This is a genomic window from Neisseria iguanae, assembly GCF_003013245.1.
GTDB classification, from domain to species: domain Bacteria; phylum Pseudomonadota; class Gammaproteobacteria; order Burkholderiales; family Neisseriaceae; genus Neisseria; species Neisseria iguanae.
Genome location: NZ_PXYY01000069.1, coordinates 1 through 13,838 on the forward strand (window position 1 = coordinate 1; position 13,838 = coordinate 13,838).

Below are 13,838 nucleotides of genomic sequence, written 5' to 3' on the forward strand. Positions count from 1 at the left end.
TACCGCCCCAAGAGATTGCCTGTTTGTTGCCATTGATGATTTTTCGAGAGGGCGGTATGCCGCCATTTTGCCTGGCCGTACCGCTGCCGGTGCTGTAAAAGGTTCTTTTGCGCGATGTAATCGATTGCTGACCCTATACCATCAGATCACGGCATGGAAATATCGGGGCAATGCGGCACATCCGTTTCCGGCTGCCTGTGTGCAAAACAGGTTTCCCCGTATTGCCCGGCCACAGACTGACGTCAAGCAGAGCGGGTTATCCGCAACTTAATGGAAATGGGGCAGGATAAGTTTGCGTTTAAGGATTCGGAACGTCAGCAAAAGGCGTTATGCCGTTTTGTGAATTTTTATCATCCGGTTAAGCCGCATAAGGATTTGAAAGGTGATATGCTTTTCGGGGTTTTACAGGCTTCACTGCCCAATCTGTTGTGTAAACAACGCAGCTGTTTCTGACATCTCAGGCCGTCTGAACATCTCGTTCAGACGGCCTGTTGTCATCATCTGGCAAACACTCAAATGCGTTTGGCCAATTCCTCAGCCTTACCCACATACAACGCCGGGGTCAGTGCCAGTAATTGGGCTTTCGCTTCGGCTGGGATTGCCAGCGAATCAATGAACACTTTCAACACGTTCGGCGCGATGGCGTCTTTGCCACGGGTGAGGTCTTTCAGTTTTTCATACGGATTGTCTACACCGTAGCGACGCATCACGGTTTGAATCGGTTCGGCCAAGAGTTCCCATGTAGCATCCAAATCGGCGGCCAAAGCGGCAGGGTTCGGCTCTAATTTGTGCAGGCCGCGCAGGTGGGCGGCGAAACCTAATATGGTATAGCCCACGGCTATGCCCATATTACGTAACACGGTGCTGTCGGTAAGGTCGCGCTGCCAGCGGGAAACCGGCAGTTTTTCTGATAAAAAACCCAATACGGCGTTGGCCATACCCAGATTGCCTTCGGAGTTTTCAAAGTCAATCGGGTTGACTTTGTGCGGCATGGTTGAACTGCCCACTTCACCGGCTTTGATTTTCTGCTTGAAGTAGCCCAGTGAAATGTAACCCCATACGTCACGGTTGAAGTCGATCAAAATGGTGTTCGCGCGGCTGACGGTTTGGAAAAATTCGGCCATATAGTCGTGCGGTTCGATTTGTATGGTGTATGGATTGAAAGTCAGGCCGAGGTTGATTTCGACAAAGTTGCGGCAATGCGTTTCCCAATCGACATCGGGATAAGCCACCATGTGAGCGTTGTAGTTGCCGACGGCGCCGTTGATTTTGCCTAAAAACTCCTGCGCTTGCAGCTGGTCGGTTTGGCGTTGCAGACGGTAGATCACATTGGCGGTTTCTTTGCCGACGGTGGTCGGTGTAGCCGGTTGGCCGTGGGTGTGGCTCATCATCGGCACGGCGGCCAATTCGTGCGCCATCTCGGTAAGCTTGGCGATGATTTCGTCCAATTTCGGCAGCAACACGGTTTCGCGGGCTTCTTGCAGCATCAGCGCGTGGGAAAGGTTGTTGATGTCTTCGCTGGTACATGCAAAGTGGATGAATTCGCTCGCCGCCGCCACTTCGGGTACCCCGGAAAAACGTTCTTTCAGCCAGTATTCGATGGCTTTTACGTCGTGGTTGGTGGTGGCTTCAATGGCTTTCACCGCAGCGGCGTCGTCAAGCGAAAATCCGGCAATCACGTCGTCGATTTCTTTGATGGTGAAGTCGCTGAATGCCGCCACTTCGCTGATTTTCGGTTCGGCAGCTAAGGCTTTGAGCCATTCCAGCTCGACTTTGACACGGGCTCTCATCAGGCCGTATTCAGAGAAAATCGGGCGCAGCGCTTCAACGGATTTGGCGTAACGGCCGTCTAATGGGGAAAGGGCAGCAATGGGGTTGATCATGATCGGATTTCCTATGGGAATGTGTGGATTTCGGATAGAAAAAAGGCGGCACCTCAAATGTGATGATTTACTGATTTTTGATTCAGACGGCTGTTGTCCGTAAGATTGGGGGGAATTATACGCGAATTTTGCGTAAAAATCCCGATAACAGGCGAACTTATGCGGTCGGCTTTGAAGATTGATTGATGGTTTGTTTTTATGTAAGAAAAGGCCGTCTGAAATGTTCAGACGACGCTGTCTCAATGATGATCCAACGCCAACATTTCTCGGATGCGTTTGCGCCACATCACGGCCTGCGAATCGCCGCAATTGCGGCCGGTAAAGATTTGCAGGTTTTTATCCGGCCATTTGGTACCTCACCAGCCGCACGCTGCGTGGCAAATGAAAGCTGTCGCTGACAATGATGTGTTGTTTTGGTCTTTATAAGAGCAAGATGTTGAATTTGATGTTTTGATGGGTGTTTTGGGATTGGTTTTCCAGCCATACTTTTTCAGACGGAACGCCCAGTTTCACCGCCATTTTACGCATGGCTTTGGCTTGCTTGCTACCGTCGGCATCAGTACTGCCACTCACCGGCAAATAGTCCGCCTTGCCTGCACGATACAGTCATATCTCCGTCTCGACACGGCTACGCAAACACGGATTGGGCTTGCCGCGCCTATTACCCAACATCATCGCCACATCGGCTTTTGCGGCGGATGCTGTCCCGATTGGCGTATGGCGTTTTATTCGCTGCGGTATATGGCACAGAGGGCGGGCCGGCGTGACCGCGATAAGATAAAGCAACATTTTCTGTATTTTCATAAGGGAAAAAAGGCCGTCTGAAACAGACGGAAAAATTAATAATGTCCTTTAAGGCCATTTTTAATAATTGCGCCAATTTCCCGGGTAATGGAATAGGCATAACCGCCATTAGGCTCGGAACAATGCGGTGCGGCATAAAGCTGAATGTTTTGCGACCATTGTTTTTCCGCCATCCGGCGCGCACGCGGCAGATGAAATCCGGCACTGACAATGACCACATTTTGACTGTCTTCAATCTTTGGGCGGCTGAAAACAATATTTTCAAATGTATTGACAGATTGATCTTCCTGTAAGATGGCGGAAGACGGTACGCCCATTTTTTCAGCAATCGCCTGCATATTGCGTGAGCCGTATTGATGGTCGCGGTTTATCCCGCCGCTCATCACCAATGTTTTCACTTTTCCGGCTTGATACAATTCGACACCGGCGTGCACACGCGCCACCAAACAAGGATTCAGACGTCCGTTTTCATAAGCTTTAGTCGAAAGAATAACTGCTTTATCCGCAGGCCGGACAGAATCAACGGTTTGCCTGGTATAGTGGTAGTCTTGCCAGAGCAGCCATACAAACACCAATAAAACCAACCACACGGCCAACCCTAAAAATACAGCGATTTTTTTCAGCATAACTTCATTGAAAGATGGAATAAACTTATTTGGAGCACAATACACAGATTGAGTTCAATCCGAAAGGCCGTCTGAAACATTTCAGACGGCCTCTACCTCATTTTCGCTTTACACACCCTGTTTCAGGCTGGCTTCGATAAAGCCATCCAAATCACCATCCAATACAGCTTTGGTGTTGCCGGCTTCGTAGCCGGTGCGCAAGTCTTTGATGCGCGAAGAATCCAATACATACGAGCGGATTTGGCTGCCCCAGCCCACATCGGATTTGCCTTCTTCCAAGGCTTGTTTTTCTTCGTTGCGTTTGCGCATTTCCAAGTCATACAGCTTGGCTTTCAGCATGTCCATCGCCGCCGCTTTGTTGGCGTGTTGCGAACGGTCATTTTGGCATTGCACCACGATGCCGGTCGGTTCGTGGGTAATGCGCACGGCGGAGTCGGTTTTATTAATGTGCTGACCGCCCGCACCGGATGCGCGGTAGGTATCGATGCGCAAATCGGCCGGATTGATTTCAACCTCGATACTGTCGTCAATTTCGGGGTATACAAACACCGATGAAAACGAAGTATGCCGTTTGTTGTTGGAGTCAAACGGCGAGTATCTCACCAAGCGGTGTACACCGGTTTCAGTGCGCAACAGGCCGTAGGCATATTCGCCTTCCAAACGGATGGTGGCGCGGTTGATACCGGCGATTTCACCCTCGTCTTCCTCGAGGATTTCCACTTTGAAGCCGCGACGTTCGGCAAAACGCGAATACATGCGCAGCAGCATGCCTGCCCAGTCTTCCGCTTCTGTGCCGCCTGCACCGGCTGTAATGTCGATAAAGCAATTGTTCGGATCAGCCGGCTGGTTGAACATACGTTTGAATTCAAGATCGGCCATTTGTTTTTCCAACTCGGCTACTTCTTCCTGCACGGCGGAAAAACCTTCTTCATCGTTTTCTTCAACCGTCATTTCAATCAGCATACGGTTATCGTCGATGCCGCTGGCGATATTGTCGAGGGTCAACACGATGCCTTCAAGGATTTTGCGTTCTTTACCGATTTCTTGAGCTTTTTTCGGGTCGTTCCATAATTCCGGATCTTCCGACAGGCCGATGACCTCTTCCAAGCGTTCTTTCTTGCCTTGGTAATCCATGTATACGCGGATGTCGGTGCTGCGCTGTTCCAAATCATCTAAGGTATTGTTCAACTGATTAATAACTTCAGCTTCCATGATTTTTGTGCTTTCAGAATTTTAGGCGTATTGTACTGGATTTGTGTAGTTTTTTCTATATCATGGAGCAGGCCGTCTGAATGATTTCAGAAACCTTTCCGACTTCTCAGACAGCCTTATGTTCCTTCGTGTCTTCTAAAGTGAACGACACTCCAAACGGCTTGCCGTCGTCTGGAAGGCAGCATTACCAAAACCGGGCTTCGGCAATGCTGCTTTGCGTTTCCGCCAGCCAGATACCGTTATGTTTTCAAACTGCTGATTAATAGACGCGCCAATTCCGGCGCGGCGGCAGAATCAAACAAATCGGGGTGGTAAGAACTGGACAAAGGTGGCAGCGAGACGGCAAATTTGTACGCGTTTGCTGCTTTTGCTCAGCGGACGAATTTGCTGCGGCAACGGCCAAAATTTCGGCTTTTGGGCGAAATGTTGTTTATCAATATGAAACGGCACTACGGCATAGTTGTTGGCGGTAATCACTTTGGTACCCGCGCGAATATGATCGGCATGGGTTTTACGCACAATGGCGGGGCTTCGGCCAAAGCGGTACACTATTCAGATTGGGGGAACGATGCCCTACGTTAGTGAAGCTCGCGCCCCATGATGCCATCTAAGATGATGGGTTCCATGCGTTGTTCTCGCGGATGAAATCAAAAAATAAAAAGGCCGCAAATAAAAAGGCTGTCTGAGCCGTCGGCAAGAAATCTGTCAATATTTCAGACGGCCTGACAATTAAGGTTGTTGTTCTTTTTCTAAATTTTCCTGTTCGGTTTTTTTGCCGGATTTAAGCCAGCGGTCGAAACGGATGGTGTATTTCAATTCGCCGCCTGATGATTTGCTGCCGACACGGGCAATTGCCTGAATCGCACGGGTGAGTTGGTAAACCAGTTTCACCGATTGATTTGCGCTGGTCAAACCGTATTCGTAACCGAGATACAGCTGTTGCGACAATTGTTTGCCTACGGTCAAGACTTGCTCGGCCGGATTGAGTTCGCCCGTTTGAGCGTTGCGGCTGCGTCTGCTGGTCATGCCGAAATCATCCACCAAACCCAAACGGTCGTTGAGCTGTCCGGCTAAAAATGCGCCTGCGGCAGCGGCCAATACTGCTTCATCGCTGTCGCTGCCGCTGCTGGCGCGGTTGAGAATCAGCCACGACAGTTTGTCTTTTTCGCTCATAGCTTGATTGGCTACCAAAGTAATGCGCGGATTACTCAAGTTGCCCAATACTTCCACGCCCGCACCCACCGGCGACAAACGACGCTCGGCGCGGATATTCAGGTTTGGATTGTCCAGCGGGCCGACAAAGGAGATGGTGCCTTTGGTGATGTCCAGATCCTGACCGTAGGCTTTGTAGCGGCCTTGGATGACTTTCACTGCGCCGATGCCCTGTATTGTCTCGCCCGGACGGGAGGTCAGTTTCAACGTACCGCCTAAGGTCACGTTCAAACCTTCACCGACAAAATGCACACTGTCATTCAAATCCAAATCCAAATCCATGAAAATCGGCGTGGTGGCAGCTTGTTCTTTAGGCGGATCGCCTGACACCACCACATCGTCATCCAAATTCGGCATGGAGGAATCTTGGAAACCGAATTGGCCGAAATCGGCCTTTAAAGCTCCCACCAAAGAGACACCGCGCTGTACGTTATACAACACTTTGGCATTGCCGCTCAACGCCAAGCGGCGGTTCGGGCGGGAAAGCGTGCGGTATTTGTTGAACATGATATCGACATCGACATCGGGATTCATGTCTTCCAATTCGACACGGCCTTTCAGTTCGACCGTGCCGCCACGGTGGAATTTCAGGCTGTCGATAACCCAATGGCGGCCTTGCAGACGCGAGCGCAATACGCCGTTGTCCAAAATCAAACCTTGCGCTTGATTGCGGTAATAGAGATTGTTGCCGTTGAGTGTGCCGTTAAACAGCGGATTACCGACACTTCCACCCAAATTCACCGAGCTAATCAGACGGCCTTTGATGGTTTGTCCGACCGGAATAAAATTGCGGAACACTTCCAAATCGGCCACATTCAGATTAATCCGACCGCTTAACGGCGAGGTGTCGAAGCTGTTGCCCTGACCGATATTGATTGTACCGTCACTGTGACCGTAGTTGGTGTCGAGCTTCAAATTAGACACGATACTCGGCGTGGCTACGCGGCTGCCTAAATTGGCCGAGCCGCTGAAGCTGCCGCTGAGGTTTTGTGCCGACGGGGGCAGCAACGGACGCAACGCCGCTAAATCTGCAATATTGGCGTTCATATGGCCGGTAAGCGGCGCATTGGCCAAAGTGCCGCCGAATTGCTGGTTAATCCCGATATCAGCATCCACGCGGCCGAAACGGCTGTTGCCGTCCAGCCGGGCATCGATGCGGTTGTTTTGGAAACGGGTGCGTAAGGACAAGGTACTTAAACCCAAAGGCTGGTTATTTTGCGGCAAAATCACGTCACCGCCCTGACGTACGATATTGAAATAACCGCGTGCATTTTCGCTGTACGACATATCCCAATCTCCGCCCAACACCAGATTATGGCTGACTGGCGGCTGGTAGAAATTGTGCAGTTCGGCCATGTGCAGGTTTTGTGCGCTGCCTTTGGTGGTGATGCCTGCCTGTTTATCCCACACAAAGCTTTGCAGATTCAACGTGCCGCCCATTACCGCCCATCGAGCCGGACTCATGACCACGCGTTCTGTACCGGCTTCCAAATTCATACGGTTTTGCAATTTGAGGTTGAACATGCCACTGATGTCGAACACGTTTACCATGCCTTTCCATTGATCAAGAGCTTGATTCAGTCCGCCGTTGGCATCGATGTCGAGTTTGTATTGTTTGTTTTCCAAAATCATGTTGCCGCCGCCACGGATGCGGTGGTTCAGACCGGTACCGTTCACCGTCAGGTTGACCGCATCGATCATGGCCGGTGTTTCGCCTGTGAACACAATCCGGTTTCCGGCCACTTCGACGGCGAGCGGTTTGGCTACATCGGGCGAGCCTTTGAGTTTGAAATCCAAATGGTGCACATTAAGTAAATCGCCCACACGCAGGGCACGCGCCTGACCGGCTAAATCGGTTTCCAAGGTTTTGATGCCGTCTGAAAGATCACCTGCCAAATCACCTTTGGCATTGAGTAAACCGCTCAAGCCGAAACCGAAGCGCGACAAATCCGGTGCGCTGATGTTGAGGTTGAGCCGGTCACCTTTTTTACCGAAGCTGCCTCTGGTGTTGATAACGTTGGTGCCGAGCTTGATGTCGGTCAGCGCACGCGGCAGGTGTTGGTTTTCATAAAGAATGTCCGCGTTACCGCTCAACGACACGCCGTTGAGCATACTCGGCCCGAACTGCATTTTGCCGCCGAATTTCTGGTTGTCCAGCTCGCCGGTCAGCGCGACCATGCCGTTGATATTGCCTGCCGGAAGCTGCTTATCCAGTTTCGCCGGATTAAAATTTTTACTCACAATATCGAGATTAAACAATTGATTTTTAAATAGCTGAAGCTCGCCTCCGACAGTGAGTTTGCCGCTGTCTTGCGGCGTTATTTCGACATCTGAAAGTTTGATCGTGCGCTGGCCTTGGAGCTTGTCGGTGAGGATGGAAAGCAAGCCGGTGGTGCGGGCGAAACCGCTGGCAAGCGACCAATGAATATCCGGCGAAGCAGTTTCGCCTTTCACATTAATCTTGCCGTTCAGACGGCCTGCAATATTTTGTTGCACAGCATCGGCAGCAGCCACGTTTTCCACGCCGACTGCCAAATCCAATTGCTGCTTAACGGTGTCGATGCTGCCTGCGGCTTTCAGACGGCCTTGTTGCAGCAAATCGAAAACCGCTTCGTTGATTTTGACCACCCCTTGTTCATCGACGGTAAATTCAGCCACGGCCGTACGCACGGGAATACCGTTGTTGTCGGCGAAACTGGCTTGGGCGTTGGCCAAGTCCAAAGCACCGTCCAAGGCAACGCCGTCGGTAAATGAAGGGACAAGGATGGCATCAAAGGTCAGGTCGGCCTTGGGTAGCGACGGCAAAAATGCCACCGGATTGATGTTGATGCCTTTGACATGCACTTCACCGACACTGTCGTTGAGCTGTCCGGCAAACGGATGCAGAATAGAATGGGCGTGCAAATGCACATTCTCACCGTCGAGCAGGATTTGCGTATTCACGTCTTTCAGACTGCCCCAAAAACGGGTGGTACCGTGTATGGTTTCGCCTTCCAATTTGCCTTTGGTGTAAATGGCGGTATTGAGAGAAAACGGGCTTTGCAAACTCACAACCGCCGCGCCGGCCGATTCACTCCAAGGCGATTTGGCTTCGGTCAAATCCAAGCGGTGTTCTTTGCGGTCGTAGCGGTAGGCGGCTTTGAGTTTTTCGATGTAAATGGTTTGCTCATCAAAGCTTTTACCGACGGTGATTTTACCGGTTTCGGCACGATCGATGAACACGGTTACCGGTAAGTCGATGCTATCGGGCAGATTATCGGAAGGCCGGTCTTCTTTCGGTGGCGTCGGTTTGGTGACAATGGCGATATCGCCCAGAATCAGTTCTTTAATATGAAGACTCGGGCGGATCAATTCAGACGGCACCCATTGCAGCGTCACTTTACTGATTTTGATGTCAGCGCCTTTGGTTTCAATCAGCCATTCGTCGCCGCGCATGCCGTCGATTAAGGTGCCTTGCAGCGTTTTTGAGCTGATGTTGACGCCGAACCATGACGGGATTTTATACAAACCGAAGCGCAAGCCGGATTCGGTACCCGTAATCCACCCCGCTAAGCCGAACAGACACAACAACACACACAACCCCAGACATGACAAAACCCGCAGCCAGCGGCATTTGTGCTTAGGCGGCGTTTCAAAAGAGGGCGGCGGCGTGTCAACCGCAGCGGAAGGAGCTTGTTCTGTGGTCATGGTGATACGATACAGGAAATAAGAGGTTATTTTCATACGGCCTTGATGTGTTTGATACAGGCCGTATGAACATCATATTGGTATTCTGCCGCAAGGTAGGGCTGATTCAGACAATTTGAAGACTGTCCGAACCATTAAAAGCGCGTACCCAGACTGATGTGCCAGCGCACTTTTTTATCCTGATGGCCGTAAGCGATATCGAATGAGAACGGAGCCACAGGACTGAACCAACGCACGCCCAAGCCGGTACCGTGTTTCATGGTCATTTTTTTGAAATTCGGTGCCGCATCCCCGACATCGTGGAATACTGCGCCGGAAAAACTTTTCGTGAACGGATATTGATATTCGAAGCTGCCCACCAACATTGCACGTTCCGGCAATACCGAACCGTTCGGACCGGCCAAACCGATGTTGTCGAGCTCGTAACCGCGGATAGATGAAGCGCCGCCGGTACGGAACAATAAGCTCGACGGTACTTCTTCGCCTTCGTTGGCATAGACATAACCGGCTTGTCCACGCACGATGAACGTGCCGATTTTTTTGTTTTCCGGCGTAAAGAAATAACCGGCTCTGGCATGGGCACGCGCAATCATGGTGGATGACAAGACCTTACCCAAACTCGCACCGATTTTACCGTCGAGATAGTAGCCGTTTTCCGGACGTAGTGCGGTTTCAATCTCCTGCCGCTTCCATGAAGCCGTGAGCATGGTGGTGTGGCTGCGGCCCAAATCGTAAGCGGTATCGGGTATTTTACGCTCTTCGGTGATGAATTCCAAACCAACGCGGGCATCAATATTATTGCGGTCACGCACATACCACACGCCGCTGGTTAACGCGTGTTTTTCCAGATTTTGTGTAGTCGATCGGTTGTAGGCAAGGTTGGTTGTCCAGTATTTACCGTTACTTTTACGCGGTTGGCTGAGACCGGCGGCCAATGTGGTTTCATATTTGTCCATGTCCCACACGATCGAACCGATATAGCCGCGGTTGAACAAATTATAGTAGTCGTAAGCGATACGACCGCCCAAACCGTATTCCGAGTCGTAACGGATACCGGTTTCCAATTTATGCAGCTTGACTTCGCTCACATTCACTTTCACCGGCACATGGTCTTGGTTGAGGTTATCAAAATCGGCCTGCACCGATGCACCGGAATAGTGGCCGTTTTGCTCCAATGCCTGTTGGAAATCAAGCAGTAAATCCAAATCATAAGGATCCCCCGGCTCAAAGCGCGCCATGCCGGACACAACATTGACCGGATAGCGGTTAGTGCCGGTAATCTGAAAATCGCCGAAATAAATCGGCCGGTCACTCTCTACCAATACGGCCAAATCAGCTGCATTGCGGTTGGGATCGATTGTAGCCTGCGAATTGGTTATCTTGGCTAGCGGGTATTTTTTGCGCGTCACTGCCGAGAGCACCGATGTTTTGCTGCCGCTCCAGCGATCTTGGTCGAAATCGGCACCCACCGGCTGTTGCCAGTTTTGCATGGCGTTTTTGTAATATTCGCTGACATCCCCTTCAGATAAGATATCGCCTACAATCGCCACGCTGACATTATCGATTTTAGTGCGCGGCCCAGGTTGGATATTGACCACATAGCCGCCGTTGGTACGGTCGTCGCGAATGCTGGTTCGGCTGTTGAAATAACCTTTGGTGCGTAACATGGTTTTGACGTTTTCCGGCGTTTCTTCCGCCAAGAACCTCACTTGTTCTTTATCCAGCCCTTCTTGCTGCTGGGTAATGAGTGGCAAATGGGTTTCCGCTATTTCCTTGATTTCGCTGTTGTCGGTTTCGATTTTCACCGGATATTTCGGATTAAGTTTGACCGTTTCAGTATCCAAACCGGGTGGCTGGACACGCTCTGTTTCGGTCACAGGCTCGTAATCATCCGCCTTGGGCTCAAACGCATCGGTCGCAAACGCCTGCATGCAGGCCAGTGATAGCGTAGTAAACAGAATCGGCGGAGTCAGCTTGTTCATATTGCTAGATATTGCGGAAATTCAGAGATTTGCAATTATAACACTATTTATGCCTTCTTTTAACTGCCGAATCCTACGCTTGAAGGACTTTAAGCTGCCGGGAAATCCTGAATCCGGGCCAAGCGCGAAAATCGTCAGCAATTTTTCACCCATACTATAATATGTAGGGGTTATCCTAGACAATCAGGGTTATTCCAAATCATTTAAAATTACCTGATGAGAAAAAGTCAATTAAGCACATACCAAACAAAACGGACCCGTGAAACTGTTCGTTGCCGGATCAACTGCCTGCACGGCAGCCGAAATTGCCGTAATGCTGCCGCCTACTGTTTTCATCGGTCGGGATTGCCGATTTATCCAAACAGTAACCATCCGGAAATGTCTGATGATAAATATAAAAGCAGATGAAAGCTATTTTAGGACAGGTGTAAAGGAAAGCACGAACGCGGCGCGGCAGGAAAAGTCGCCGTATCCGGACTTTGAGAGCCCAATGGCAGGATTTATACCGTATCTGTTGGCAACACAACAAACTGCTACGCTGCAGCCGATTATCCGGGAGCAGGTTAAGCCCGACAGTATTGTTTATACCGATTGTTATCGACTGTGCGCAAAATTTGAAACGGTTGGTGCAACGCCATTTACTTTGTCGACAACACTTGTGATGAAGTAATCGAATGTGCTGGTGTATGTAATTTTCCATCACAATCCAATTTTAATATAAGAGTATTATTAATTATATATTTTTTAATTTTCAAAAAAATAAAATTTTATGCCAAATTATCGAATCTTGAATCAAATTTCTCACCGAAGGTAAGGTTTTATTTTAGAATGTAATTTATTCTTAACATACTTTTAATACAAGGATGAATAATGTCCAGTGAAAACCCTCTTCTGAACGCTGTCAACAGCGTCAGCTTGGTGAAGCAAATCGCCATCGGCTTGGTGCTCGGTATCATTGTCGGCTGGATTGCCCCCAATGCGGGTTTGGCCGTCGGCTTACTCGGCAATCTGTTTGTCGGCGCATTGAAAGCTGTGGCACCGGTTTTGGTGTTTATCCTGGTGGTATCCGCCATTTCGCAACACCGTAAAGGCAATGAGGCCTATATCAAACCGATTATCGGCCTGTATTTGATCGGTACATTCGTTTCCGCTTTGGTAGCTGTCCTTGCCAGTATGATGTTCCCGACGCATATCATCCTGTCGAGTGCGAGCGACATTTCCACTATGCCGCCTTCCGGCATTGTCGAAGTATTAAAAACCTTATTGATGAACTTGGTTGCCAATCCGGTGAATGCCGTGGCCAACGCCAACTACATCGGCATTCTGGCTTGGGGTTTGGTCTTGGGCTTTGCCATCCGCAACCATGACTCGGCCACCACCCGTCAAGTGGTGGCCGATTTAGCCGACGCGATTTCCACCGTGGTGAAATGGGTGATTAAATTTGCGCCTTTGGGTATTTTCGGTTTGGTGGCATCTACTGTGGCTGAAACCGGTTTCGACGCCTTGGCCAGCTACGCCCAACTGCTTGCCGTATTGCTCGGTTGTATGCTGTTTATCGCTTTGGTGGTGAACCCGCTGATTGTGTGGTGGAAAATCCGCCGCAATCCGTATCCGCTGGTGCTGACCTGTCTGCGTGAAAGCGGTGTGACCGCCTTCTTCACCCGCTCTTCTGCAGCCAATATTCCGGTAAACATGGCCTTGGCGAAGAAACTCGGCCTGCACGAAGACACCTACTCTATCTCGATTCCGCTGGGTGCCACCATCAATATGGGCGGCGCGGCGATTACCATCACCGTATTGTCATTGGCGGCGGCGCATACCTTGGGTATTCAGATCGATTTCCTGACCGCGCTGCTGCTGAGCTTGGTGGCAACTGCCGGTGCCTGCGGTGCTTCCGGCGTAGCGGGCGGCTCGCTGCTGCTGATTCCGATGGCATGTGCTTTGTTCGGTATTTCCAATGATGTCGCCATGCAGGTGGTTGCCGTCGGCTTCATCATCGGCGTGTTGCAAGATTCGGCCGAAACCGCGCTTAACTCATCAACCGACGTGTTGTTTACCGCTGCAGCCGATATGGGACGCAACCGCGAATAAATGTAGAAATATGAATCAAAGGCCGTCTGAAACTGATACTGTTTCAGACGGCCTTTTTAATAATCAATTGAGTAAAAACAAGCCTATTAGATATTAGGGATGATAAAAACCGCCGGAAACCTTATCATACAGGCCTTTTGGCGGTTTTTTGCCAATGTTTATAAAAAGCGTCCTTTTTGCCATCAAAACAGCCCGGTGAAAAACCGCCGTAAAAACGGCAGGCAAAGATATAAATGTCCCCTGTGTAACACGTATCTCCCCACCCCAAAACCCGCATCCCCCGGGCTGCCCGCATACGGATACACCCACGGCAGGCAGACCTGTCCGCAACCGGCGCAGCG

The 13,838-nt window shown here is 50.4% G+C and carries 9 protein-coding genes and 1 pseudogene; 3 read left to right on the forward strand and 7 right to left on the reverse strand.

Translation table 11 applies throughout. The annotated features are described in order from the left end of the window. Window positions 1–512 precede the first annotated feature (512 nt). Window positions 513–1,883: an adenylosuccinate lyase gene (gene purB / locus C7N83_RS09925; RefSeq protein ID WP_106742375.1), complete on the reverse strand. Its 1,371-nt coding sequence runs from the start codon at window positions 1,881–1,883 to the stop codon at window positions 513–515. Between the two features lie 242 nt (window positions 1,884–2,125). Here purB and C7N83_RS14855 point away from each other — a divergent pair, with 242 nt between their 5' ends. Then, a complete protein-coding gene (locus C7N83_RS14855; protein ID WP_211296635.1) occupies window positions 2,126–2,281 on the forward strand; it encodes a hypothetical protein in 156 nt (51 codons plus the stop codon). 22 nt (window positions 2,282–2,303) lie between these two features. On the opposite strand, the gene C7N83_RS09930 is transcribed toward C7N83_RS14855, so the two are convergent. The 6 genes from C7N83_RS09930 to C7N83_RS09960 all read right to left on the reverse strand — a co-directional run bounded on the left by C7N83_RS09930 (window position 2,304) and on the right by C7N83_RS09960 (window position 11,406). Further along, the gene (locus C7N83_RS09930) at window positions 2,304–2,489 is read right to left on the reverse strand and encodes a YdcF family protein (protein ID WP_106742376.1); all 186 of its coding nucleotides are present in this window, start codon (window positions 2,487–2,489) and stop codon (window positions 2,304–2,306) included. A 233-nt stretch (window positions 2,490–2,722) separates the two neighbouring features. Further along, window positions 2,723–3,313 carry a YdcF family protein gene (locus tag C7N83_RS09940; protein WP_106742380.1) on the reverse strand — a complete coding sequence of 197 codons (591 nt, stop codon included), beginning with the start codon at window positions 3,311–3,313 and terminating at the stop codon, window positions 2,723–2,725. Window positions 3,314–3,421: 108 nt separating this feature from the next. Continuing rightward, a complete protein-coding gene (gene prfB / locus C7N83_RS09945; RefSeq protein WP_106742381.1) occupies window positions 3,422–4,525 on the reverse strand; it encodes a peptide chain release factor 2 in 1,104 nt (367 codons plus the stop codon). Between the two features lie 294 nt (window positions 4,526–4,819). Further along, the gene (locus C7N83_RS09950) at window positions 4,820–5,044 is read right to left on the reverse strand and encodes a hypothetical protein (RefSeq protein WP_170064886.1); all 225 of its coding nucleotides are present in this window, start codon (window positions 5,042–5,044) and stop codon (window positions 4,820–4,822) included. Between the two features lie 210 nt (window positions 5,045–5,254). Further along, window positions 5,255–9,424, reverse strand: coding sequence for a translocation/assembly module TamB domain-containing protein (locus tag C7N83_RS09955; protein WP_106742389.1), 4,170 nt, complete (start codon window positions 9,422–9,424; stop codon window positions 5,255–5,257). 134 nt (window positions 9,425–9,558) lie between these two features. Then, a complete protein-coding gene (locus C7N83_RS09960; RefSeq protein WP_106742384.1) occupies window positions 9,559–11,406 on the reverse strand; it encodes an autotransporter assembly complex protein TamA in 1,848 nt (615 codons plus the stop codon). Between the two features lie 216 nt (window positions 11,407–11,622). On the opposite strand from C7N83_RS09960, the pseudogene C7N83_RS09965 reads away from it, so the two are divergent. After that, window positions 11,623–12,007: pseudogene (locus tag C7N83_RS09965) on the forward strand (transposase); the annotation flags it as partial. A gap of 269 nt (window positions 12,008–12,276) precedes the next feature. Beyond that, complete coding sequence (sstT, locus tag C7N83_RS09970) at window positions 12,277–13,497, forward strand: serine/threonine transporter SstT (RefSeq protein ID WP_106742388.1); 1,221 nt, start codon at window positions 12,277–12,279, stop codon at window positions 13,495–13,497. The last annotated feature ends 341 nt before the right edge of the window (window positions 13,498–13,838 follow it).